The sequence below is a fragment of the Geodermatophilus sp. Leaf369 genome (assembly GCF_001424455.1).
Lineage (GTDB): Bacteria > Actinomycetota > Actinomycetes > Mycobacteriales > Geodermatophilaceae > Klenkia.
Genome location: NZ_LMQA01000001.1, coordinates 944,122 through 967,661 on the forward strand (window position 1 = coordinate 944,122; position 23,540 = coordinate 967,661).

At 73.3% G+C, this 23,540-nt stretch carries 29 protein-coding genes and 1 pseudogene; all 30 read left to right on the forward strand.

Annotated elements, in window-relative coordinates:
* Window positions 1–193 precede the first annotated feature (193 nt).
* The 30 genes and pseudogenes from ASG36_RS04720 (at window position 194) to ASG36_RS04860 (ending at window position 23,527) form a co-directional block, all read left to right on the forward strand.
* Window positions 194–1,030, forward strand: a complete 837-nt coding sequence (locus ASG36_RS04720; RefSeq protein WP_235494574.1) for a sigma-70 family RNA polymerase sigma factor — start codon at window positions 194–196, stop codon at window positions 1,028–1,030.
* Between the two features lie 136 nt (window positions 1,031–1,166).
* Complete coding sequence (locus tag ASG36_RS04725) at window positions 1,167–2,294, forward strand: flagellin (RefSeq protein ID WP_055760082.1); 1,128 nt, start codon at window positions 1,167–1,169, stop codon at window positions 2,292–2,294.
* 196 nt (window positions 2,295–2,490) lie between these two features.
* Window positions 2,491–3,855, forward strand: coding sequence for a flagellar filament capping protein FliD (fliD, locus tag ASG36_RS04730; protein WP_055760085.1), 1,365 nt, complete (start codon window positions 2,491–2,493; stop codon window positions 3,853–3,855).
* Between the two features lie 34 nt (window positions 3,856–3,889).
* Window positions 3,890–4,273 carry a flagellar export chaperone FliS gene (gene fliS, locus ASG36_RS04735; RefSeq protein ID WP_055760089.1) on the forward strand — a complete coding sequence of 128 codons (384 nt, stop codon included), beginning with the start codon at window positions 3,890–3,892 and terminating at the stop codon, window positions 4,271–4,273.
* Window positions 4,270–4,683 carry a hypothetical protein gene (locus tag ASG36_RS04740; protein WP_235494576.1) on the forward strand — a complete coding sequence of 138 codons (414 nt, stop codon included), beginning with the start codon at window positions 4,270–4,272 and terminating at the stop codon, window positions 4,681–4,683. Before fliS ends, ASG36_RS04740 begins: the two co-directional genes overlap by 4 nt.
* 154 nt (window positions 4,684–4,837) lie before the next feature.
* The gene (gene flgB, locus ASG36_RS04745) at window positions 4,838–5,167 is read left to right on the forward strand and encodes a flagellar basal body rod protein FlgB (protein ID WP_235494578.1); all 330 of its coding nucleotides are present in this window, start codon (window positions 4,838–4,840) and stop codon (window positions 5,165–5,167) included.
* Window positions 5,167–5,574, forward strand: coding sequence for a flagellar basal body rod protein FlgC (locus ASG36_RS04750; RefSeq protein WP_055760095.1), 408 nt, complete (start codon window positions 5,167–5,169; stop codon window positions 5,572–5,574). Before flgB ends, ASG36_RS04750 begins: the two co-directional genes overlap by 1 nt.
* Window positions 5,571–5,972: a flagellar hook-basal body complex protein FliE gene (fliE, locus tag ASG36_RS04755; protein ID WP_235494580.1), complete on the forward strand. Its 402-nt coding sequence runs from the start codon at window positions 5,571–5,573 to the stop codon at window positions 5,970–5,972. Before ASG36_RS04750 ends, fliE begins: the two co-directional genes overlap by 4 nt.
* Window positions 5,972–7,546 (forward strand): flagellar basal-body MS-ring/collar protein FliF, encoded by a 1,575-nt coding sequence (gene fliF / locus ASG36_RS04760; RefSeq protein ID WP_055760098.1) that lies wholly within the window; start codon window positions 5,972–5,974, stop codon window positions 7,544–7,546. The genes fliE and fliF overlap by 1 nt, the downstream gene beginning before the upstream one ends.
* Window positions 7,543–8,625 carry a flagellar motor switch protein FliG gene (gene fliG / locus ASG36_RS04765; RefSeq protein ID WP_055760101.1) on the forward strand — a complete coding sequence of 361 codons (1,083 nt, stop codon included), beginning with the start codon at window positions 7,543–7,545 and terminating at the stop codon, window positions 8,623–8,625. The genes fliF and fliG overlap by 4 nt, the downstream gene beginning before the upstream one ends.
* 7 nt (window positions 8,626–8,632) lie before the next feature.
* Entirely contained in the window at window positions 8,633–9,439 is an 807-nt protein-coding gene (locus ASG36_RS04770) for a FliH/SctL family protein (protein WP_055760104.1), read from the forward strand.
* Entirely contained in the window at window positions 9,436–10,743 is a 1,308-nt protein-coding gene (locus tag ASG36_RS04775) for a FliI/YscN family ATPase (RefSeq protein ID WP_055760107.1), read from the forward strand. Before ASG36_RS04770 ends, ASG36_RS04775 begins: the two co-directional genes overlap by 4 nt.
* Window positions 10,740–11,183, forward strand: a complete 444-nt coding sequence (locus tag ASG36_RS04780; protein ID WP_055760110.1) for a flagellar export protein FliJ — start codon at window positions 10,740–10,742, stop codon at window positions 11,181–11,183. Before ASG36_RS04775 ends, ASG36_RS04780 begins: the two co-directional genes overlap by 4 nt.
* Window positions 11,171–12,127: an NlpC/P60 family protein gene (locus ASG36_RS04785; protein ID WP_055760113.1), complete on the forward strand. Its 957-nt coding sequence runs from the start codon at window positions 11,171–11,173 to the stop codon at window positions 12,125–12,127. Before ASG36_RS04780 ends, ASG36_RS04785 begins: the two co-directional genes overlap by 13 nt.
* Window positions 12,128–12,468: 341 nt before the next feature.
* On the forward strand, window positions 12,469–13,509 hold the full coding sequence (locus tag ASG36_RS04790) for a flagellar hook-length control protein FliK (protein ID WP_157498566.1): 1,041 nt from the start codon (window positions 12,469–12,471) through the stop codon (window positions 13,507–13,509).
* A gap of 9 nt (window positions 13,510–13,518) precedes the next feature.
* Window positions 13,519–13,947 (forward strand): flagellar hook assembly protein FlgD, encoded by a 429-nt coding sequence (locus ASG36_RS04795; RefSeq protein WP_235494582.1) that lies wholly within the window; start codon window positions 13,519–13,521, stop codon window positions 13,945–13,947.
* A 43-nt stretch (window positions 13,948–13,990) separates the two neighbouring features.
* The gene (locus tag ASG36_RS04800; RefSeq protein WP_055760120.1) at window positions 13,991–15,244 is read left to right on the forward strand and encodes a flagellar hook protein FlgE; all 1,254 of its coding nucleotides are present in this window, start codon (window positions 13,991–13,993) and stop codon (window positions 15,242–15,244) included.
* Between the two features lie 140 nt (window positions 15,245–15,384).
* Window positions 15,385–15,675, forward strand: a complete 291-nt coding sequence (locus tag ASG36_RS04805; protein ID WP_055760122.1) for a flagellar FlbD family protein — start codon at window positions 15,385–15,387, stop codon at window positions 15,673–15,675.
* A gap of 1 nt (window position 15,676) precedes the next feature.
* A pseudogene (locus ASG36_RS22525) lies at window positions 15,677–15,892 on the forward strand (motility protein A); the annotation flags it as partial.
* A 238-nt stretch (window positions 15,893–16,130) separates the two neighbouring features.
* Window positions 16,131–16,370 (forward strand): MotA/TolQ/ExbB proton channel family protein (locus tag ASG36_RS23055; RefSeq protein WP_235494748.1); only part of this gene is annotated, 240 nt, incomplete at its 3' end.
* An 11-nt stretch (window positions 16,371–16,381) separates the two neighbouring features.
* Window positions 16,382–16,711 (forward strand): motility protein A, encoded by a 330-nt coding sequence (locus ASG36_RS04815; RefSeq protein WP_082522785.1) that lies wholly within the window; start codon window positions 16,382–16,384, stop codon window positions 16,709–16,711.
* Complete coding sequence (locus ASG36_RS04820; RefSeq protein WP_055760125.1) at window positions 16,708–17,655, forward strand: flagellar motor protein MotB; 948 nt, start codon at window positions 16,708–16,710, stop codon at window positions 17,653–17,655. The genes ASG36_RS04815 and ASG36_RS04820 overlap by 4 nt, the downstream gene beginning before the upstream one ends.
* Window positions 17,652–18,125, forward strand: coding sequence for a flagellar basal body-associated protein FliL (fliL, locus tag ASG36_RS04825; RefSeq protein WP_055760128.1), 474 nt, complete (start codon window positions 17,652–17,654; stop codon window positions 18,123–18,125). Before ASG36_RS04820 ends, fliL begins: the two co-directional genes overlap by 4 nt.
* A gap of 132 nt (window positions 18,126–18,257) precedes the next feature.
* A complete protein-coding gene (locus tag ASG36_RS04830; protein WP_255354603.1) occupies window positions 18,258–19,229 on the forward strand; it encodes a flagellar motor switch protein FliM in 972 nt (323 codons plus the stop codon).
* Window positions 19,226–19,963 carry a flagellar motor switch protein FliN gene (gene fliN / locus ASG36_RS04835; protein ID WP_055760130.1) on the forward strand — a complete coding sequence of 246 codons (738 nt, stop codon included), beginning with the start codon at window positions 19,226–19,228 and terminating at the stop codon, window positions 19,961–19,963. Before ASG36_RS04830 ends, fliN begins: the two co-directional genes overlap by 4 nt.
* A complete protein-coding gene (locus tag ASG36_RS04840) occupies window positions 19,960–20,514 on the forward strand; it encodes a flagellar biosynthetic protein FliO (RefSeq protein WP_055760133.1) in 555 nt (184 codons plus the stop codon). Before fliN ends, ASG36_RS04840 begins: the two co-directional genes overlap by 4 nt.
* Window positions 20,511–21,341, forward strand: a complete 831-nt coding sequence (fliP, locus tag ASG36_RS04845; RefSeq protein WP_055760136.1) for a flagellar type III secretion system pore protein FliP — start codon at window positions 20,511–20,513, stop codon at window positions 21,339–21,341. The genes ASG36_RS04840 and fliP overlap by 4 nt, the downstream gene beginning before the upstream one ends.
* Window positions 21,341–21,616 (forward strand): flagellar biosynthesis protein FliQ, encoded by a 276-nt coding sequence (gene fliQ / locus ASG36_RS04850; RefSeq protein ID WP_055760139.1) that lies wholly within the window; start codon window positions 21,341–21,343, stop codon window positions 21,614–21,616. The genes fliP and fliQ overlap by 1 nt, the downstream gene beginning before the upstream one ends.
* Window positions 21,617–21,621: 5 nt before the next feature.
* The gene (fliR, locus tag ASG36_RS04855) at window positions 21,622–22,383 is read left to right on the forward strand and encodes a flagellar biosynthetic protein FliR (RefSeq protein WP_055760142.1); all 762 of its coding nucleotides are present in this window, start codon (window positions 21,622–21,624) and stop codon (window positions 22,381–22,383) included.
* A 4-nt stretch (window positions 22,384–22,387) separates the two neighbouring features.
* Entirely contained in the window at window positions 22,388–23,527 is a 1,140-nt protein-coding gene (locus tag ASG36_RS04860) for a flagellar biosynthesis protein FlhB (protein ID WP_055760145.1), read from the forward strand.
* Window positions 23,528–23,540 lie beyond the last annotated feature (13 nt).

Genomic DNA, 23,540 nt, shown 5'->3' on the forward strand with positions numbered 1-23,540 from the left:
TTCCCGGGGCACGGCTGCGCACCCGGTTCTCCCCTCTGACTTCGGCACCGCAGGTCGGGGCTCAAGTCGAAGCAGGAAGTTGCCGAGAAGGGTCAGATGGGGCTCGTGGGACGCCGAGATAGAGCCCGTGAACCCCTCGCGCCCGTCGCCTCCCCAGGCGGGTCCCCAGCAGCGCCGTGACACCGACCGGCTGGTGACCGAGCACCTCGCGCTCGCCCAGTACGCGGTCAACGCCGTCGCGGCACGCATCTCACTGCCCGCGCACGTGAGCCGCGAGGACCTGCTGTCCTGCGCCCAGATCGCGTTGGTCGAGGTGGCCCGCCGGTTCGACTCGACCGCGGGCGCCACGTTCGCCACCTACGCCCTCCCCCGCCTGCAGGGCGCGGTGCTCGACGAGCTGCGGTCCGGGGACTGGGCCAGCCGCTCGGTGCGGGCCGCGGCCCGGCGCTCGGACGCCGCCGCCGACGTCCTCGCTGCGCGACTGGGCCGGCCGCCGACGCAGGCCGAGCTGGCCGCCGAGCTCGGGGTGCCCCTCAGCGAGCTGTCCTCGCTGCAGGTCGACGTCCACCGGGCCGTGATGGTGAGCATCGACGCCGAGAGCGGGGACGACGGGAACACCTTCGACCTGCCCTCGACCGGGGACTCCCCGGAGAAGACGGTCGTGAAGAACGAACGGGCCCGCCACCTGCACGAGGCGATGCACGCCCTGCCCGACCGACTCGGCGAGGTGGTCGAGCGCAGTTTCTTCGGTGACGAATCACTGACCGACATCGCGGCCGACCTCGGGGTGACGCTCTCCCGGGTCTCGCAGATGCGCGCCCGGGCCCTGACACTGCTGCACGCTGCGATGAGCGAGGTGTGGGAGGAGACGCCGGTCGCCCCCGAGGGCGGCGTGCGCGCCCGCAACCAGCAGGCCGCCTACGTGGAGCAGGTCGTCACCCGCAGCCGCCCCCGCGGCAGCCGCGGCATGTGGCCCCCTCCCCCGCGCTCGGCCGACCAGGTGCGCACCGCCTTCACCCAGCCCGCCTGACCCCTTCGAGGGAGGTCTGCAGATCTCCTCGTTTCGGCTCAAGACCGCCGGCCCCCCAGCCGTAGTGGTCACTGCACCCCCCGCAGCACGGATGCAGCGGGACACACCAGCACAGCCTTAATCCAGGAGGATCACCATGGGCATGCGCATCAACACCAACACCGCCGCGATGAACGCCTACCGCAACCTGTCGGTCAACGACTCGGCGATGAACAAGTCGCTGGAGAAGCTGTCCTCGGGCTTCCGCATCAACCGCGCTGCGGACGACGCTGCGGGCCTGGCCATCTCGGAGGGCATGAAGTCCCAGATCGGTGGCCTCAAGGTCGCCGTCCGCAACACCCAGGACGGCGTCAGCGTCGTGCAGACCGCGGAAGGCGCGCTGGCCACCAGCCAGGGCATCCTGCAGCGCATGCGCGACCTGTCGGTGCAGGCGGCGAACGACGGCGGTCTGTCCACCGAGGCGAAGAAGAACATCCAGTCCGAGATCACCCAGCTCAACTCCGAGCTGACCCGGATCGCCGACACGACCACGTTCAACGGCAAGAAGCTCCTGGACGGCGCCTACAGCGGCACCTTCCAGGTCGGCGCCAACGCCACCGAGGTCATCACCGCCAGCGTCAAGTCCACCGGCGCCTCCGGCTCGGTCAGCACCTGGGCGAACGGTGCGGCCGCGACCACCGCCGCTGCCGCCACCTTCACCCAGGGCGCGGTGACCGTCACCACCGCGGCCCTCACGGTCTCGAGCGACGCCAACGCCATCGCCACCCAGCTGAACAACGACGCCGCGTTCAAGCTCTCCTACACCGCGACGGTCAACCAGACCGGTGGCCTGGAGGTCCGCGCCAAGGACTCCTCGGTCACCGGCGCGATCACCGCCGGTGGTGGCATCAACGCCGCCGGCACCAACACCGCGGCCGCCGCGGCCACCGGTGGCTTCTCGGCCACCGCCCTGGGTGTCAACAGCATCGACGTCACCGCCGCCGGTGGTGCCAACGCCGCTCTCGTCGCCCTGGACAAGGCCATCAGCGCCGTCTCCACCTCCCGTGCCGACCTGGGTGCCATCCAGAACCGGTTCGAGCAGACCACGGCCAACCTCAACATCGCCGTCGAGAACCTGACCGCCAGCCGGTCGCGCATCGTCGACGTCGACATGGCCTCGGAGATGACCGAGTTCAGCAAGAACCAGATCCTGGTCCAGGCCGGCACCTCCATGCTGGCACAGGCCAACCAGTCGGCCCAGTCGGTCCTCAAGCTCCTCCAGTGAGCTGAGGCGGGGGCGACACCCGCACGACAGCACTCCCGGTGAGGGGGGCGGCCAGCCGGCCGCCCCCCTCACTGCTGTTCCGGCACCGCGCGGTCCCCCGGAGGGGTCACACCGACCGCTCGGCTCAACAAGCACCCCCGACCGCCGATGACAGGGGGGCACCACCCACCTGATCCGGCACCGGAGGGAGAACGCGATGGCACTCGGAGTCGACGGACTGGTCTCCGGTCTGGACACCACCTCGATCATCAGCGGGCTGATGGCCGTCGAGGCCCGTCCGCAGACGCTGCTGAAGAACCAGCTGACGGCCACCCAGGCCAAGGCCACCGCCTACCGGGCGGTCAACACCCGCTTCGACGCGATCCGCACCGCGGCCGAGGCGCTCACCAGCAGCAGCCTCTCCGCGGCGAAGAACGCCACCAGCTCGACCGCGTCGGTCACGGCCAGCGCCTCCGCGGCAGCCGTCAACGGCACGGCCATCACCTTCTCGGTCACCCGGCTCGCCTCGGCCGGTCAGTCGATCAGCACCGGCACGTGGAGCTCGGCCACCGCTCCCGCCCGCCAGGCCCAGCCCGCGTGGCCGATCGAGATCCGCGACAGCACGGGCGCCACCCTGGGGAGCATCGACCTGCCGGCCGACGCGACGCTGGCCGATGCGGTCACCGCGATCAACGGCAGCGGCTACGGGGTCCGCGCCACGGTCGTCCAGGTCGGGGCCAACCAGTTCCGGCTGCAGATCAGCAGCGACGCCACCGGAGCCGCCGGCGGGCGGACCGTCGTGTCGGCCGACGAGGACGAGGCGAGCGCAGGGTCGTCGTTCCTGACCACCACGCCCGCCCAGGACGCCGAACTCGACCTCGGGGCGGGCGTGCTGGCCACGTCGGCCACGAACACCTTCACCGACCTGGTCGCCGGGGTCTCGGTGACCGTCTCCGCAGCGGACCCGACCACCTCCACCACCGTCCGGGTCGGCAGCGACGCGGCGTCGATCACGGCCAAGGTGCAGGCGCTCGTCGACGCCGCCAACGGCGCCCTCGGCGTCATCAAGGGCTACACGACCTCCACCGCCGGCCAGGCGACGGCCACGCTGCAGGGCGACCGGGCGCTGGTCCAGCTGTCCGACCAGGTGCTCGACGCGATCTCCACGGCCATCGGCGGCACCAGCGCCAGCACCATCGGCCTGCAGCTCACCCGGGACGGCAAGCTCACCTTCGACGCCGCCGTGTTCACCGCCAAGCTGGGCAGCGACCCGGCCGGCACCTCGGCCCTGCTGTCCGGCGCGGGCAGCACCACCGGCATCGCCGGCAGGCTGGCTGCCCTGGCGAAGACCGCCAGCGACTCCTCGACCGGCACCCTGGTCCAGCTGGCCACCGGCCGGGACACCCTGGCCAAGGCGATCCAGGACAAGGTCGACGCCTTCGACATCCGGCTCGAGGCCCGCAAGGCCACGCTCACCCGGCAGTTCTCCGCCCTGGAGACCGCGCTGAACACGATCAAGAACCAGTCCTCGTGGCTGAGCTCGCAGATCAACCAGCTCTACAACCCCAACGCGTCGTCCTGACCGCCCGCTCCCCCGTAGCCCAGGAGAACCCCGAATGACTGCCGCCCTGCGTGCCCGCTACGTGAACGAGTCGGTCGCGACCGCGTCCCCCCAGCGTCTGCTCGTCATGCTCTACGATCGCCTCGCCCTGGACCTCCAGCGCGCCCAGACCGCCCTCGGCGAGGGCGACCGGGTGGCCGCCAGCGAGCAGCTCATGCACGCCCAGGACATCGTCCTGGAGCTGCACGGCACGCTGAACGTCGACGACTGGGACGGCGGCCCCGCGCTGTCCTCGCTGTACACCTGGGTGCACAGCGAGCTGGTGATGGCCAACGTGAAGGGCGACGCCCGCCGGGTGGCCGACTGCCGCACCGTCGTCGAGCCGCTGCGCGACGCCTGGTCCGAGGCCGCGGCACTGCTGAGCTCCGGCCCGGTGTGACCGTCCCCGGGCTCCGCAGGGTGGGCCCCGGCGAGCTCCGGTCCGCCCCGGCCAACCGCGCCGAGGACCGGCACCCCGGGGGCCGCGAAGAACGCCGGCAGGCCTGGGCCGACGCCCTGGACGTCATCGAGGCCGACACCCACCACGCCGAGCGCACCCTGGCCGGGGCGTCGGCCGCCGAGATCGCCGCCTGGGGACGACGCTCCTCGGACTGGGTCCCCCCGACCGGCCTGGGCCCGATGCCGGCGGACCTGCGCGAGCGGGCCGCGCGCCTCCTGCAGCACCAGCTGGCGGTCGCCGAGGCCCTCGTGGAGGGCATCGTGCAGTCCCGCCGTCAGCGCGACGTGGCGGCCCGGATGTCGCAGTCCCCCAGCCGCCCGGAGTCCTCCTTCATCGACCGACCGGTCTGACGCAGCAACCACACGAGTCACAGCAGTCCGTTCGGCCCCGGTGGTCACGGTGCCACCGAGCACTGCCGATGAACGGTTCGCGCGAGAGACGGCCCCCTCCCCGGGGTCCTGACGCGGACCAGTCGGAGGCTCGAAGATGATCGCGGACGCCACGATGAGCACGCTGCACGCGGCACTCTCCGGGCTCTCCCAGCGGCAGCGCGTCAGTGCCGACAACATCGCGAACGTCAACACCCCGGGCTTCCTCGCCGGCCGCACCGACTTCGAGTCGATGCTGCGCACCGAGCTCGCCGACGGCGAGACCCCGACCGCCGGCGGGGGCACCGTGACCCGCTCGCTGGCCGCCACCCGGACCGACGGCAACAACGTCGACCTGGACTCCGAGACGGTCATCGCCACCGAGACGGGGCTGCGCTACCAGCTGGCCCTGTCGGCGCTCAACGGCAAGTACGACCTCCTGCGCAGCGCGCTCCGGACGCAGTGATGGCCGTCTTCGACTCGATCTCCATCTCCGGCTCGGGGATGACGCTGCACCGCAAGTACCTCGACGCGGTCTCGGACAACATCGCCAACATCAACACCGCGGCGGCGCCGGACCAGGAGGCCTTCAAGGAGCGGTTCATCGTCGCCCAGGCCGTCGACTACGGCTCGGGCTCCGGCGGCGTGCGGGTGGCCGGTGCGGCCTTCGGCAGCGCCGAGGGCAAGCTCGTCTACTCCCCCGACAACCCGCTGGCCGACGACGAGGGCTATGTCCGGATGCCCGACATCGACCTCGGCACCCAGATGACGAACCTGATCATCGCCCAGCGCGGCTACCAGGCCAACATCAGCGCGATCTCGCGCGCCACCGACGCCTACCAGGCGGCCCTGCAGCTCGGGAAGAACCTGTGACCTCTCCGATCGCCCTGACCACCGGCTACGGGGTCGGCTTCAACTCCGGCTACATCGCCAACGGCGCCAGCAACAGCGTCCCGGCCACCGACGTCAGCGGTCTGCTGACCCAGGGCGTCGGCGGACTGGGCGGCGGCTCGGCCACCTCCGCGGTGCAGGCCCCGGTCAACGCGCAGGGCAGCACGTTCGCCGACGTCCTCACGCAGTCGATCGGGCAGCTGCAGGGCCTGCAGAGCACCGCCGACACCTACGCCACCCAGGCCGCCACCGGCGACCTGCAGGACGTGCACGACTACATGATCGCCGCGTCCGAGGCCCGCCTGGCCACCGACGCCGTCGTCACGATCAAGAACAAGGCCGTCGACGCCTTCAACGAGATCATGCGGATGCCGGTCTGATGCCCGCCGCCCTCGCCGGTCCCCTGGACCGCGTCCGCGCCACGCTGGCCACCCTGACCTTCGCGCAGAAGGCCACCGTCATCGCCCTGGTCCTCGGGATCGCCGTGGGCGGGTTCGTCTTCGTCCGCTGGGTCACCGCCCCCACCTACGAGCCGCTGTTCTCCAACCTGTCCTCGACCGACGCCTCGGCGATCGTCGACGAGCTCAACGCCGAGGGCGTCAGCTACCAGCTGCCCGACGGCAGCGGGACGATCATGGTCCCGAAGGACCAGGTCTACTCGCTGCGCCTGACGATGGCCGGCCTCGGCCTGCCCGCGGGCTCGGACACCGGCTACTCGCTGCTGGACGAGCAGGGCATCACCACCAGCGAGTTCGAGCAGCAGACGACCTACCAGCGGGCGCTGGAGGGCGAGCTGTCGAACACCCTCGAGGCGATCGACGGCGTCACCGCGGCCACCGTGCACATCGCGATGCCCAAGGACGAGGTCTTCGTGACCGACGAGAGCAAGCCGAAGGCCTCGGTCCTGCTGCAGCTGCGCCCGGGCACCGACCTGTCCGGCGAGCAGGTCCAGTCGGTCACCCACCTGGTCTCCAGCTCGGTGGACGGCATGGAGCCCGACCAGGTCACCGTCAGCGACTCCACCGGCCGCCTCCTGTCCTCGGAGAACGGCGCCGGTGCCGGCAGCCAGGCCCAGGCCGACGACACCTCTGCCTTCGAGCAGCGGCTGGCCACCAACGCCCAGAACATGCTCGACCGCGCGCTGGGTGCCGGCAACGCCGTGGTCACCGTCGCCGCCTCGCTGGACTTCGACCAGAGCAACAGCACCTCGCAGACCTACAGCTACCCCCAGGAGCTCCCGGCGCTGGCCGAGACCACCAGCACCGAGCAGTACACCGGCACCGGCGGTGCCGCGGCCGGCGTGCTCGGCACTGACGGCGCGGCCGCCGGGCAGGGTGGCGACGGCTCCTACAACCGGGAGTCGACCACCGCGAACAACCCGGTCGACACCACGACGACGACGACGATCGCGGCCCCCGGCTCGGTCGAGCGGCTCACCGTCTCGGTGCTGATGAACTCCGCCGGCGGCGCCACGGTCGCCCCCGGCACCGTGCAGGACCTGGTGAGCAACGCCGTCGCCCTCGACCCGGCCCGTGGCGACGCGATCACCGTGGCCTCGATGGCCTTCGACACCTCCGCCGCCGACGCCGCTGCCGCCGACCTGGCCGCCTCCGCCGCGGCCGAGGCCAGCGACCGGATGTGGTCGCTGGTGAAGACCGGCTCGATCGTGGGCGGCCTGCTGCTGCTGGTGGCGCTGGTCTGGTGGCGCAACCGCAAGCGCCAGGAGGCCCTCGCCGACGAGGACTACGAGGCCCTGGAGCTGGAGGCCGGCGACGACCTCGACCCGCTCATGGTCACCAGCACCCGCGACGCCCGCCTGGACCTGCGCACCTCGGCGGCCATCGAGGCCCTGGAGCGGCAGCGGCTGCGCGGTGAGATCACCTCGATGATCGAGGCACAGCCCGACGCGGTGGCCTCGACCCTGCGCGGCTGGCTGGCCGAGAGCCGCACGTGAGCCTGACGAGCGTCGAGCAGATGGTCGGCCTGGAGCCCGGGAGCGAGTTGGACCGGGCTCCCGTCCGGCTGCCCCGCCGCGACCTGTCCGGGTTGCGCAAGGCCGCGTTGTTCCTCGCCCAGATGTCCCGCGAGGAGGCCGGCACCGTCATGGCGCAGCTGACCCCCGCGGAGATCGACGCCCTCACCGGCGAGCTCATGCGGCTCAAGGACGTGGCCCCCACCGACGTCGACGACGTGCTCTTCGAGTTCCACGAGCGGATGGTCAACCCGAGTGCGCTGGGCGCGGGCGGGCTGGAGTTCGCCCGCGAGGCGCTCACCGCCGGCCTCGGCGACGCCGCGGCCGAGGCCGTGCTGGGCCGCCTGCAGACCGTCTACGTCGACCCGCCGTTCACCTCGCTGCGCAACGCCGACACCCGGCAGCTGCTGTCCTTCCTCCGCGAGGAGCACCCGCAGATCATCGCGCTGGTGCTGGCCCACCTGCCCGCCACGCAGGCTGCCGAGCTGATGAGCCGGCTCGCCCCCGAGCGGCAGGCCGACGTCGCGCTGCGCATCGCGATGATGGACCGCACCTCCCCGGAGGTCATCCGGCTGGTCGAGGACGAGATCAGCCGCCGGATGGGCTCGCTGCTGGCCAGCCCGGAGCTCTCCTCCGCCGGCGGTGTCGAGACCCTCGTCGAGATCATCAACCGCGCGTCCCGGCCCACGGAGAAGTCGATCCTGGAGTCGCTGTCGGCCTCGGACCCCGAGCTCGCCGAGAAGGTCCGCTCGCAGATGTTCGTCTTCGAGGACATCGTCGTGGTCGACGACCGGTCCATGCAGCTGGTGCTGCGCGAGGTCGCGACCGCGGACCTCGCCGCTGCGCTCAAGGGCGTCCGGGACGACGTCCGCGACAAGGTCATGCGCAACCTCTCCGAGCGGGCGGCGCTGGACCTCGGCGACGAGATCGAGCTGCTCGGCCCGGTCCGCGCGGCCACCGTGGGCGAGGCCCAGGCCCGGGTCGTGGCCGCGCTGCGCGCCATGGAGGAGTCCGGCCAGATCGTCATCGACCGAGGGGGTGAGGACGATCTCATCGCCTGAGGGAGCCGTGCTGCGCGGGGAGTCCACCGCCCGCGCCGTCGCCTGGGACCGCTCCGCCCGCGGCCCCGGCCGCCCCGCGGTCCGCACCCAGCAGCCGGCCCCGCCGGTGCTGTACCCGGTGCCCGACGGCGCGCCGGCCGGCGCGGTGCTGCGCGGCGGGTCCGACTCGGTGACCGCGTACGTGCCCGACCGCCGGACGACGACGGCCGGACGACGCGTCGGCGACGCCCCGGCGCCCCGGCTCGAGGAGGTCTACGCCGCCGAGCTCGACCGGCTGCGTCAGGAGGCCCGGGAGCAGGGCTGGGCCGCCGGGCACGCCGAGGGCACGGCGGTCGCCGCCGACGCCGTGGCCCGCGCCGAGGCCGAGGCCGCCCAGCGCGCGGCCGTGGCCCAGCAGCGCTGGGAGGGCCGGACCGCCTCGGCCGTCGCCGCGCTCACCGCCGCCTGCGCCCAGGTCGACGCCACCCCGCCCGCGGGGGGCGAGGAGCTGCACGAGCTGCTGCTGCGCACGGCGCTGACGCTGGTCGAGGAGGTCTTCGCCCGGGAGCTGGCCGTCGTCCGCCGGCCGGGCATCGACGCGCTGCGCCGGGCGCTGGCGCTGTCCCCCGCCGACGGACCCACCGTCGTCCGGCTGCACCCCGACGACCTCGAGCGCATCCCCGCCGCGGTGCTCGACCAGGTGCCCGACACCGTCCGGGTCGTCGGCGACGACACCGTCGAGCGGGCCGGCGCGATCGCCGAGACCGGGGTGCGCCGGGTCGACGCCCAGCTCGGCCCGGCCATGGACCGCGTGCGCGCGGTGCTGTCGGCATGAGCCTCACCGACGTGCTCGAGCGCGCCCGCGTCGCGGCCCGGCCGCTGTGCACCGGCGCCGTCACCGGCGCGATGGGCCTGACCATCACCGTGGAGGGCGTGACCGCCGCGGTCGGCGACGTCGTCGAGATCGGCGAGGGCCCGGAGCCGCTGCGGGCCGAGGTCGTCGCGCTGCACAAGGACCGGCTGACCTGCATGCCGCTGGGCGAGGTCACCGGCGTGCACGTCGGCGCCCGCGTGCGGCCCACCGGCCGACCGCTGCAGGTGCCGGTCGGGCACGCGCTGCTCGGCCGGGTGCTCGACGGCCTCGGCCGACCCGTCGACGGCGGCCCGCCCCTGGTCGGTCGCGCCCGGTTCGTCGACCTGGCCACGCAGACCCCGCACGCCCTCACCCGCACCCGGGTGGAGCAGCCGCTGTCCTTCGGCGTCCGGGCGCTGGACACCCTGGTGCCCGCGGGGCGCGGCCAGCGGCTGGGCATCTTCGCCGGCTCCGGGGTCGGGAAGTCCACCCTGCTGGCCCAGATCACCCGCGGCACCGACGCCGACGTGCGGGTCATCGGGCTGATCGGCGAACGTGGCCGCGAGGTGCGCGAGTTCCTCGAGGAGAACCTCGGCGAGGCGGGGATGGCCAACACCGTCGTCGTCGTCGCCACCTCCGACGAGCCCCCGCTGGTGCGCCTGCGGGCGGCGTTCGTGGCCACCCGGATCGCCGAGTCCTTCCGCGACGAGGGCCGCGACGTGCTGCTGCTGATGGACTCCATCACCCGCACCGCGATGGCCCAGCGCGAGGTCGGGCTGTCGGCGGGCGAGCCGCCGGCCACCCGGGGCTACCCGCCCAGCGTGTTCGCGATGCTGCCGCGACTGCTGGAGAAGGCCGGCACCGGCACGGTCGGCTCGATCACCGGGCTCTACACCGTGCTGGTGGAGGGCGACGACCACAACGAGCCGATCGCCGACACCGCCCGCTCGATCCTCGACGGGCACGTCGTGCTCACCCGGGCGATGGCGACCGCGGGGCACTTCCCGGCCATCGACGTGCTCGAGTCGATCTCCCGGGTCGCCTCGTCGGTGACCGCCCCGCACCGGGTGGCCGACGCGCGGGAGGCCCGCCGGCTGCTCGGTGCGCTGCGCGACGTGAAGGAGCTCGTCGAGATCGGCGCGTACCAGGCCGGCAGCGACCCGCTGGTCGACCGCGCCCGCGCTCTCGAGCCCCAGCTGACCGGCTTCCTGCGCCAGTCCGTCGAGGACACCACCGACCCCGAGGACTCCTGGGCCCGGCTGCACGCGATCGTGAGCGGCGGGTGAAGCGCACCGCCTTCCGGCTGCAGCCGGTGCTCGAGCTGCGCCGGGTGCAGGAGCGCACGGCCGGGGTGGCCGCCGCCGACGCCGCGCGCACCGCGGCGGCCGGCGAGGAGCACGCCCGGGCGGTGGCCGCCACCCTCGGCCGGGCCCGCCCGCCCTCGGGCGTGGACGGCGCCGGGTTCCTGGCCGCGATGCTCGGCCTGCAGACCCTGGCCACCGACGCCGACGACGCCCGGGCCAGTGCCACGGCGACCGCCGAACAGGCCGAGGCGGTGCGTGCGGCCTGGACCGCCGCCGCCCAGCGCACCGCGGCGCTGGAACGGCTCGCCGAACGCCACCGGCTGGCCGCCCTGCGCGCCGAGCTCGCCGCCGAGGAGCGGGCCGTGGACGACATCGTGACCGGACGACACAGCAGGAGGGAGGAGGAGTCGTGGAGGGACTGACCGCCGTCCAGGGCCGGATCTCGGAGATCCAGAGCCGGATGGCCGCCTTCGCCGGTGCCTCCCCCGCCTCCGCGCAGGCCTGGCTGTCGGCAGCCTCCGCCGCGGGCCTGAGCACCTCGGCGACCACTGCCGCGACACCGACGGCGACCGGGTCGGTCTCCGGGGAGAACGCCGTGGTGGACGCCGCGAAGAACTACCTCGGCGTGCCCTACCTGTGGGGCGGCACCGACCCGGCCAAGGGCCTGGACTGCTCCGGCTTCACCCAGCGGGTGTTCGCCGACCTGGGCATCTCGATCCCGCGGACGTCGTCCCAGCAGGCCACCGCGGGCACCGCCGTCGCCGGCCTCGCCGACGCCCGTCCCGGTGACCTGGTGTTCTTCGACAACAGCTCCTCGCGGGCCGGCATCGACCACGTCGGGCTCTACCTCGGCGACGGCAAGATGATCGCCGCCCCGCAGCAGGGTGACGTGGTCAAGATCCAGGACGTCGGGACGCCGACGGTCATCCGCCGGGTGCTGCCCGCGACCTCCGCGGCCACGCCCGCCGCCGGTGGGAGCGGCCTCGCCGGCGTCCCGTACAGCGACCTGTTCGCCTCCGCCGGCGCCCGCTGGGGCGTCTCCCCCGCTCTGCTCGCCGGGGTGGCGAAGGTCGAGTCCGGCTTCGACTCCACCGCGGTGAGCGGTGCCGGGGCCCAGGGCCTCATGCAGTTCATGCCGGGGACGGCGGCCGGGCTGGGCGTGAACGCCCTCGACCCGGCGTCGGCGGTGAACGGCGCCGCGCAGTACCTGAGCCAGCTGACCCGCCAGTTCGGCTCCACCGACCTCGCGCTGGCCGCCTACAACGCCGGCCCGGGCGCGGTGTCCTCGGCCGGCGGCATCCCGCCGTACCCGGAGACGCAGGCCTACGTCCGCAAGGTCACCGCGGCTGCGGCGGGCTACGCGTGACGCTGCCCGTCGGTGCGCCGGCGACCCCTCCGGCGACGACCCGCGGCACCGCCCGCCCGACCGGGCCGGACGACGCGTTCGCGGCACTGCTGCAGGGGGCGGTCGCCGAGCAGCCGGGTACCGAGGAGCAGCCGGCCGACGAGCCGGTGGACACGGCGACCACGGCCCCTCCGGCCCCTGCTGCCCTGGTGCCGGCGTGGCTCATGGCGCTGCAGCCGCCCGTGTCGACCCCTCCGGTGGCGACCCCTGCCGCGCCGACCGCTGCCGTGGCGACCCCTCCCGTGGCGACCCCTGCCGTGGCGACCTCTCCCGTGCCGACCCCTGCCGTGGCGTCCCCCGTCGTGTCCGCGGAGCCGTCGACCGGGCAGCCCGTCGAGGTCGCGACGCCGGCTGCGGTCCCTGCCCGGCCGGCCGGGGTCGTGCCCGCCGAGGGCGTGCCCGCCCGTGGCATCACCCCGCTCCCGGATGCGGTCGCGGCCGGGCCCGCTCCGGCCCCGGCGCCGTCCTCGACCGCCCCGCCCGTGCAGGCCGCCGAGCCGGGGACCACCCCGCCCGTCGAGGGCCCGGCGCGTCCCCGCGTGGACCCCGCGGTCCCGTCGCCCCCCGGGCCGACGGCCCCTGCGCCAGGCGGCCCGGCGCCCACCGACCCCGTCCTGCCCGCCGCCGCGGCGGCGACACCGGCCACCCCGGTGCCGGCCGCTGCCACCGCGCACGCCCCGGCACCGGCGCCCGTCGAGACCACCGCGGTGACGGCTGCCGTCGCCGCCACCGCCGTCGCCGTCGCCGTCCCGGGCGGCAGCGGAGGACCCGCAGCCGACGACCAGGCGGACGACCGCGGCTCAGACCCCAGCACCGCCACCGTGGGTGGCACACCGGCGGCGCCGGCGACCCCCTCGCCCGCCGCGTCGTCGTCCGCGCCCGTGCCGGCACCGCGCGCCGACGCACCCCCGGTCGCCGCCCAGCTGACCCCCCAGCTGCTCGACCTGACCAGCACCGACGGCACGCACACCGTCACCGTCGTCCTCGCCCCGGAGTCCCTCGGCGAGGTGCGGGTGCAGCTGGTGGTGACCGGCGACCAGGTGCAGCTGACGCTGGCGTCCGGGCAGGAGCACGGCCGGGCGGCGCTGGTCGAGGCACTGCCCGACCTGCGCCGCGACCTCGCCACGGCGGGCCTCACCGTCACCACCGCGGACGTCACGGGCAGCACGGCCGGTGGCCCCCAGACCGGGTCGGGCTGGGGCGGCCGGCCCGACGGCGCAGACAGATGGGCGTCGAGGGTGCCGACCGGCGTCCCGACTGCCGATGACGACTCCGGCACCACCCGCACCACTGGTCACACCCGTGACCGGTCGGCTGCAGCCGGTGTCGACGTCCGCGTCTGAGGAGGCACCGTGACCACCCCCGTCACCACCGGGAGCGCGACACCGATCGCGAACCTGATCGGCACCACACCGACCACCTCGGTGGGCGACACCGGCATGGACAAGGACACGTTCCTCAAGCTGCTGGTCGCCCAGATGAAGTACCAGGACCCGGAGAAGCCGACCGACTCCAGCGCCTTCATCACCCAGACCGCGGCGTACTCGCAGGTCGAGGCCCTGCAGAACATCTCCGACCAGAACACCTCGATGCTCGCCATGCAGCGGGCCACCAGCGCCGGCGCCCTGGTCGGGAAGTCCGTGAGCTACACGGCCACCGACGGGACGACGACGACCGGCACGGTCAGCTCCGTGCGCATCGCCACCGCCTCCACCGAGGCCCAGGCCACCGTCAACGGGGTCGCCGTCCCCGTCGGCCGGCTCACCACCATCACCGCCTGACCGACCACCGCCTGACCCGCTCCCCCGACCCCAGGAGTCCCCCGTGCTGCGTTCGATGTTCTCGGCCATCTCCGGCCTGCGCGCCCACCAGACCAAGATGGACACGGTCGCGAACAACATCGCGAACGTGAACACGGTCGGCTACAAGACCTCCAACACCGTCTTCGAGACCACGCTGACCCAGGTGCTGCGCAGCGGGAAGAGCCCCGACGGGCTCGAGGGCGGCGCCAACCCGGCGCAGGTCGGCCTGGGCGTGAAGCTCGCCGCGATCACCACCGACTTCGGCCAGGGCAAGACGCAGAACACCGGCCGCGCGCTGGACTTCATGATCCAGGGCGACGGGTTCTTCGTCACCGAGTCCAAGGGCCAGCAGCTGTTCACCCGCGCGGGGTCGTTCACCTTCGACGGCGCCGGGAAGCTGATCACCGCCGACGGCGCGGTCCTGCAGGGCTGGATGGCCGACCCCACGACCGGCGCGGTCAGCACGAGCGGCCCGCTGCAGCCCCTGGCCGTGTCCTACGGCAGCGTCAAGTCCCCCAACCAGACGGCGACGGCCACGATCGCCGGCAGCCTCGCCCTGCCGCCGACCGCTGCCGGGGCCACCGAGAACCCCAGCGTGACCACCGCGACGATGTTCGACGCCCAGGGTGCCGAGCACCAGGTCACCTACACCTTCACCCGGGACGCCACGAACTCCCAGGTGTTCACCGTCGGCATCGCGGTGGACGGCACCCCGCTGCCCGCCGCGGCCTACACCCCCGCGCAGGTCACCTTCGCCAACAACGGCACCGTCGCCGGCGTCAGCGGCTCCACCGACAAGAGCCTGTCGTTCACCGCCCCGTGGGTCGGCGGGGGTGCCGTGACGTCCGACCTCGCCGCGCTCGCCCACGTCAACGGCGGCAGCCCGCTGAACGTCGCCGACCAGGACGGCTACACCGCCGGCAGCCTGCAGAGCTTCGCGCTCAACGAGGACGGCACGATCATGGGCGTCTACTCCAACGGCGAGCGGCAGGCCATCGGCAAGCTCGCGCTGGCCACGTTCAACAACCCCTCGGGCCTGGTCAACATGGGCAACACCAGCTTCGCGATCGGCGACAACTCCGGGGTCGCGCTGATCGGTGCCGCCGGCGAGGGCTCGCTGGGCACGCTGGCCTCGGGCGCGCTGGAGATGAGCAACGTGGACCTCTCCGAGGAGTTCACCGGCCTGATCATCGCCCAGCGCGGGTTCCAGGCGAACAGCCGCGTGATCAGCGCCTCCGACGAGCTGCTGCAGGACCTGGTCAACCTCAAGCGGTAGCCCCACCACGAACAGCGCTGCACCGCACGGCCCGGTCACCCCTTCGGGGGGGCCGGGCCGTTCGGCTTCAGGGGGTCCGGCGCCGGACCGATGTCACCGGTGCCCAGCTGGGCCAACCCCCGACCGACCTGGAGCCTCCGGTGATCTGCCTGACCCGCCTGAACGGGGAGCCGTTCGCGCTGAACCCCGATCTGATCGAGCGGGTCGAGGCACACCCCGACACCGTCATCTCCCTCACCGACGACGTCCGCTTCCTCGTCCGGGAGAGCCTCGACGACGTCCTGCGGTCCATCCGCGACTACCGCGCCGACGTGCTCGCCACCGCCTACGCCATGGACCGGGGCGCCTACCCGGCCCTCGTCGCCCAGCCGCGCCCCACGGCCACCGCCGACCACTCGGTGCTGGCCTTCCCGATCCGCGAGGAGCGCTGACATGGACCCGGCAACCCTGATCGGCGTCGCGATCGCACTGGTCGCGATCATCGCCTCGATGATCATGGAGGGCTCGTCCCCCATGGCCATCATCCTGCTGCCGCCCATCATCCTGGTCTTCGTCGGCACCTTCGGTGCCGCGATCGCCGGCTCCACGATGGCCGACGTCAAGAAGCTCGGCACCTGGTTCAAGATGGGCCTGACCCCGGCCGCGGTGNATCATCCTGGTCTTCGTCGGCACCTTCGGTGCCGCGATCGCCGGCTCCACGATGGCCGACGTCAAGAAGCTCGGCACCTGGTTCAAGATGGGCCTGACCCCSGCSGCSGTGCCCCCGGCCACCGAGCAGATCCAGACCCTGGTGACGCTGGCCGAGAAGGCCCGCAAGGAGGGCCTGCTGGCCCTGGAGTCCTCCATCAAGGCCATCGAGGACCCGTTCCTGCAGCGTGGTCTGCAGATGGCCGTGGACGGCACCGACCCCGAGGACCTGCGCACCGTCCTGGACAGCGAGATCGCTGCCAAGAAGAGCGAGGACAAGGTCGCGGCCAAGTTCTTCACCGCCATGGGCGGCTACGCCCCGACCATCGGCATCATCGGCACCGTCATCGGGCTCATCCACGTGCTGGAGAACCTGAACAAGCCCGAGACGCTCGGGGAGCTGATTTGTCGATCCTGCTGTTCGCCGAGCGCGGGCTGGNCTTCACCGCCATGGGCGGCTACGCCCCGACCATCGGCATCATCGGCACCGTCATCGGGCTCATCCACGTGCTGGAGAACCTGAACAAGCCCGAGACGCTGGGCCACCTCATCGCCGCCGCGTTCGTCGCGACGCTGTGGGGCGTGCTGTCGGCCAACGTCTTCTGGCTGCCGATGGCCGCCAAGATCACCCGCACCAGCGACCTCCAGGCCGCCCAGATGAACCTCCTCGTCGAGGGCATCTCGGAGATCCAGGCCGGCACCAGCCCGCGCACCGTGCGGCAGAAGCTGACCTCCCTGGTCCCGCCGAGCGAGGTCGCCGCCGCGGCAGCTGCGGCATGAGCGGGCACGCGCCCGCCGGCCGCCGGCGCGCCAAGCCGCACGAGGAGGAGGAGCACGAGAACCACGAACGGTGGCTGGTCTCCTTCGCCGACATGATGACGCTGCTGACCGCCGTGTTCATCGTGCTGTACTCGATCAGCCAGGTCGACCAGCTCAAGTTCGCCGCCCTGGCCTCGGGCCTGTCGGAGAGCTTCGGCGCCCCCACCAGCGTGCTGGACACCGGTTCCCCCACCCAGGACCCGGGCGTGCTCGACGCGCTGGACTCGCCGATGCAGATCAACACGACCTTCGACCCGACCGCCCAGGCCGACCCGTCGGAGGTCGACAGCGCCGCCGCGGAGGCCGCCGCCCAGCACAGCGCCCAGGTGGCCGCGGAGGCCCAGGCGACCTTCGACCAGCTGCAGGCCGCCCAGGCCGCGATCGCCGCGGCCCTGGCCGCCGCCGGTCAGCCCGACTCGGTGGAGTTCCAGATCGACGAGCGCGGCCTGGTCGTGCACGTCGTGGCCGACCAGGTGCTCTTCGGGCCCGAGCAGGCCGACCTGCGCGCCGAGGGCGGCCGGGTGCTCGACGCCCTGGCCCCCACGCTGGCCGCGCTGCCCAACGACCTGCGCATCGAGGGGCACACCAACTCCCTGCCGGTCACCGCCGGCGGCCCGTTCCCGAGCAACTGGGAGCTGTCCACCGCCCGGGCGACCACGGTGCTGCGGCACCTGGCCGAGTCCGACGGCCTCCCCGAGGTCCGGCTGTCCGCCGCCGGGTTCGCCGCCACGCACCCCCTGCTGCCCGACTCCGACCCCGCGTCGGTCTCGGTCAACCGACGGGTCGACATCGTCGTCCTGTCCGACGCCTCCACCGAGGCCAACGCCCAGCTGCCCGGCCTCGCGGCCGCCGCCGACCGCGCCACCACCCCCCAGACCGTCACCGCCCAGGAGAGCACCCCGTGAGCGCAGCCACGAAGACCAAGCCCGCCAAGCCGGCCGCCGAGACCGACGAGGAGGAGGCCGCCGGGGGTGGGAAGAAGAAGCTCGTCGCGATCGTGCTGGTCGCCCTGCTCGCCGTCGGTGCGGCGCTGTACTTCTTCGTCTTCGCCGGCGGTGAGGCCGAGGCCGAGCCCGCCCCGGTGCCCGGTGCGGTCCTCGCGCTGGACTCCGTGGCGGTCAACCTGGCCGGCAGCGGCTACCTCAAGGTCGGGATCACCCTGCAGCTGACCGAGGAGGTCGGCGAGGAGGTGCCCGACGGCGCCATGGCCACCGACCTCGTGATCGAGACCTTCTCCGGCGCCCAGCTCGCCGACGTCACCGGCAACCGCGAGGCGCTGAAGACCGCCCTCGAGCAGCGCATCGAGGAGGCCTACAACCACGACGGCGAGCACGTGGTGATGGGCATCTACTACACGGAGTACGTCACCCAGTAGCACCGTCCCACCCTCGGCAGGGGAAGCCCTGCACCCCCCTGTGAGCCCCGCAGGTGGGTGCGGGGCTTCCCCTGCCTGTGGTGTGGGCCGCGGCGGACGGCGGTCAGGATCGCGTCGCGCACCGCCGATGAGGTGACCGTGACCCTCGCCGACGCCGCTCCCGCCCCCCGGGGGGCGGCGCTCATGGCGTCCCGGCGCCGCCGCGGGGAGGCCCGCAGCTACGACTTCCGGCGGCCCACCAAGCTCTCCCGCGACCACGTCCGGGTGCTGCACAACGCGCTGGAGACCTTCGCGCGGCAGTGCGCCACCAACCTGACCCAGGTGCTGCGCACCGAGGTCAAGCTCGAGCTCGGCGGCATCGACCAGTTCGCCTACGACGACTACGTCGAGCACCTGGACAACCCGGTCTTCATGAGCGTGCTCAGCTTCGAGCCCCTGGAGGGCCGCGGGCTGCTCACCTGGTCCCTCGACGTGGCGATGGCCATGATCGACCAGCTGCTCGGCGGTTCCGGCGCGGCCGACCAGCCCCAGCGGCCGATGACCGGCATGGAGACGCGGCTGACCCGCTACCCCGTCGAGCGGGTGCTGCACGAGCTCGCCCTGGCGCTGCGGCCGATCGTCCGGGTGGACTTCGGCCTGGAGGGCTTCGAGTACAACCCGCACCTCGCCCAGCTGGCCGTGGGCTCGGAGACCGTCGTGGTCGCCTCGTTCTCGCTGTCGCTGGGCGACCGGGTCACCGAGGCGACCGTGATGCTGCCCTTCGCCCCGCTGGCCCCCGCGCTGCACGACGCCACCTCCCCCCAGCTGTCCAGCCAGGCCCAGCGGGAGCGCACCCAGGCCACCGCGCTGCTCTCGGCGCGGCTGGGCGCGGTCCCGGTGGAGGTCAACGCCCGGTTCCGGCCGCTGCGCGTGCCCAGCGCGGACCTGCTGACCCTCGCCGTCGGCGACGTCCTGCTGCTGCGCCACCCGCGGGACAGCCCGCTGGAGGTCACCACCAACGACGTCGTGTTCGCCCACGCCGTCGCCGGCAACCACCGCCGCCGCCTGGCCGCCGAGATCGTCGCCACCCCCACCGGCACCCCCACCTCGAAGGACACCCCGTGAGCACCAGCACCGACGACGCCGCCACCATCTCCGCCGCCGTCGTCGCCGCCGCGCAGGCCGCCGGCGCGCTGCTGCCCTCGACGTCCCGGCTGACCACCGGCTCGGCCGTGGACGACCCCGACATCGCCCCGCTGCCCGGCAGCGCCCCGGCCGCGATCACCGCCCGGCTCTCCGGCGAGGTCTCCGGGGACGTCGTCCTGGTCGTCGCCGGCCCCCTCGTGGAGGCGCTGGCCAACTCCCCCGTCGGCAAGCTCGACGTCGCCGCCGCCATGCGTCCGGCGCTGGAGGCGGCCGCCGCCGTGCTCGGCCGGGTGACGGTGACCAGCGAGCGGATGGAGGAGCCCGAGGCCGCCCTGGACGGGTTGCGCGACAAGGGCGTGTTCCTCGCCGTCCCGCTGCTGGCCGACGGCGAGCACCAGGCCACCCTCGCCCTGCAGGTCACCCTGCCCCGGCCGCAGACCCAGCGCGGCAGCCTGGAGCTGCTGCGCAACGTGGCCATGGAGGTCACGGTCGAGATCGGCCGCACCCGGATGACGGTGCAGGAGCTGCTCTCCCTCTACCCCGGCGAGATCGTCGAGCTCGACCGCGCCGCCAGCGCCCCGGCCGACCTGCTGGTCAACGGCACGCTGATCGCCCGCGGCGAGGTGGTCGTGGTCGACGAGGAGTTCGGGCTGCGGATCACCGAGGTGGTCACCGACGCCGCCGCCGTCGAGCTGGGGCGACAGTCCGCATGACCTGGATGATCGTCCGGCTGGTCCTGTCGCTGGCCTTCGTCGCCGGCGTGCTGTGGTTCGCCGCCCGGCTGGCCAAGAAGCGCGGGCTCGGCGGCGGCAACGGGCTCATCGAGGTCGTCGCGCGTCAGCGGATGGGCCGCAGCAGCACCGTCAGCGTGCTGCGGGTGGCCGACCGGGTGCTCGTGGTCGGGGCCACCGAGGAGCAGGTCACCCTGCTCGCCGAGATGGACGCCGAGGTCGTCGAGGACGCCCTCGCCGAGGCCGACGCCGAGCGGGAGGCGCGCGCGCTGGCCCACCGGGAGTCCCGGCAGGCCGCCGTCGCCGCGCGGGCAGCGGCCCGCCGGCCGGCCGGTGGGCTCGGCACCGGCGAGACCCCCGTCGTCGGGCTGCCCCCGGTGCCCGGTGCGCGACGCACCCGGCACGCCCCGGCCGCCGGCCGGCACGGCGGGGTCGCCCAGGGCACCGGTCTGCTCGCCGGGTCGGTCTTCGACCGGGCCGCCTGGACCTCGGTCGTCGAGGGTCTGCGCGACCGCACGGTGCGCCGCCCGTGACCCCCTCCCCGCACGCGGCCCGCTGGGCCGCCCGGGCCGGGGTCGTCCTCACCGGAGGGGCGACCCTGCTCGCCCTGGCCGCGACCGCGGCACTGGCCGCCCCGGTCGACCCGACCGACCCCACCGCCCCGGTCTCCCCGGTCGTGGACGGCGCGGGCACCGGCGGGCTGGACATCTCGATCGGTGGGGACAACCCGTCGAGCGCGATCACCCTGATCCTGGCGATCACCGTCCTGTCGGTGGCGCCGTCCCTGCTGCTGCTGGTCACCAGCTTCACCAAGATCGCCGTGGTGCTGTCGCTGACCCGCAACGCGCTGGGCCTGCAGAGCGCGCCGCCCAACCAGGTGCTCACCGGCCTGGCCTTCTTCCTGACCCTGTTCGTGATGGGCCCGGTGATCAGCGACATCAACGAGATCGCCGTCCAGCCCTACCTGGACGGTCAGCTCTCGGTGGGCCAGGCCTACGACACCGGCGTCGAACCGCTCAAGGACTTCCTGCTGGCCAACACCCGCAGCGACGAGCTCAAGCTGATGGTCGGGCTGTCGGGCGAGGAGGCCCCGGCCGACCCGCAGTCGACGACCATGCTCACCCTGGTCCCGGCGTTCGTGCTCTCGGAGCTCAAGAGCGCGTTCATCATCGGGCTGGTCGTCTTCATCCCGTTCCTGGTGCTGGACATGCTGGTCAGCGCCGCGCTGATGGCGATGGGCATGATGATGGTGCCGCCGGTCATCGTGTCGCTGCCGTTCAAGCTGCTGCTGTTCGTCGTCGTCGACGGCTGGGCGCTCATCACCACCGCACTCGTCGGCTCCTACTCGGGCAGCGGTTGATGGACGACTCCCAGATCACCGACCTCGCCGTGCAGACCATGATCGTCGCGGCGAAGGTGTCGGCCCCGATCCTGCTGACGGCGCTGCTGGTCGGCTTCGCGATCTCGCTGTTCCAGGCCGCGACGCAGATCCAGGAACCGACGCTGTCCTTCGTGCCCAAGATGATCGCCGTGGCGATCGCCCTGGTGGTCACCGGCAACTGGGTGCTCGCCGAGCTGGTCTCCTTCACCGACCAGCTCTTCGCGTCGCTGCCGGCGCTGCTCGGCCGGACGTAGGCGCCGTGGACGTCACCGTCCCCGAGGCGACGATGGCGGCCCTGCTGCTGGCCACCGCGCGCACCGCCGGGTTCGTGATCCTGTCCCCGCCGTTCAACTCCCGGGCCATCCCGGCCGCGGTGAAGGGCGCGCTGTCGGTCGCCCTGGCCCTCGTGGTCTTCCGGCAGGTCGAGGCCACCCTCGGCGAGCTGTCGGTCGGCTACCTGGTGCTCACCGCGCTCACCGAGGTGGTCATCGGGGCCGCCCTGGGCTTCATCGTGCAGCTGTTCTTCGCCGCGGTGCAGCTGGCCGGCGACGTGCTCGACGTGGCCGGCGGGTTCTCCCTGCAGCCGGCCTACGACCCGCTCGCCATGACCACCAGCTCGAGCATCGGCCGGCTGCACAACCTGCTGGCGATGGCGCTGCTGTTCACCAGCGGCGGGCACCTGCTGCTCGTCCGCGGTCTCTTCACCTCCTACGAGGGCCTGCCGTTGGGCGCGGTGCTGCCCACCGAGCAGCTCGGACCCACGCTGGTGGCGGCGGTGTCCACGATGTTCCTGGCCGCGATGCAGATCGCCGGGCCGCTGGTCGCCGTCCTGCTGCTCTCCGACGTCGCGCTGGCGCTGCTGTCGCGGGCCTCGCCGATGATGAACGTCTTCGCCCTCGGCTTCCCGGTCAAGATCATGCTGACCCTGGCGATGCTCGGGCTGACCTTCCCGCTGCTCCCGGTGGCCCTGGACGCGCTGCTGGAGAACGCCACCTCGGCCTTCCTGGCCCTGCGGGGCTGACGCCGTGGCCAAGGAGGGACCCGGCGGGGAGAAGACCGAGAAGCCGACTCCCGAGCGCCTCAAGAAGGCGCGCAAGGACGGGCAGGTCCCGCGCACCCAGGAGCTCGGCACCTGGCTGGGGGTCGCGGCGGCCAGCTTCCTGCTGCCGGTGATGGTCGGCAGCTCCTTCGACGCCGCCCGCACCCTCTTCGCCCAGATCGGCAGCGTCGCCCGGCGACCGGAGGCCTCGGCGATCACCGCGCTGCTCGGCGATGCGCTGTCGGCGTTCCTCACCGCCGTCCTCCCGCTGGCCGCCGGGGTCCTGGTCGTCGGGGTGCTCGCCTCGGCGAGCCAGGGCGGCATCGTCTTCGCCAGCAAGCCGCTCAAGCCCACCTTCGCCAAGCTCAACCCCTTCCCCGGGATCAAGCGGATGTTCGGCGGCCACGGCCTGTGGGAGACGACGAAGGCGCTGATCAAGACCGGCGCGATCGGGGTGGCCATCGTGCTCACCGTCGACACCGCGCGGACCCTGGTGGCCTCCTCGGGGTCGATGCCGCTCTCGGTCGTGGCCGGGGTGTTCACCGATGCGGCCCTGCTGATGCTGCGGGTGGCCGCACTGACCGGCCTGGTGCTGGCCGTCGCGGACTACCTCGTCGTCCGGATGCAGACGATGAAGAAGCTCAAGATGAGCCACTACGAGATCAAGACCGAGCACAAGCAGCAGGAGGGCGACCCGCACGTCAAGGGCCACCGCCGCTCGGTCGCCCTCGCCCAGGCCCGCAACCGGATGATGACGGACGTCCAGACCGCTGACGTGCTGCTGACCAACCCCACCCACGTCGCCGTGGCGCTGAAGTACGAGGCCGCGTTCGGCGCCCCCCGGGTGGTCGCCAAGGGCGCCGGCGAGGTGGCCCGGCGGCTCCGCGAGCTCGCCGCCGAGGCGCACGTGCCGATGGTGCAGGACGTCCCGCTCGCCCGGGCTCTGCACGGCAGCTGCGAGCTGGGCCAGGAGGTGCCCCCGCAGCTGTTCACCGCCGTCGCCCGGGTGCTCGCCTTCGTGATGCACCTGGGCAACCAGGGCATCCGCGGCGGCACGCACCGCCCGGGCTTCACCGCCCCGGACACCACCGACCTCCCGGTCGCCGGACGACGACGGGCCGCCTGACCAGTCACACCCG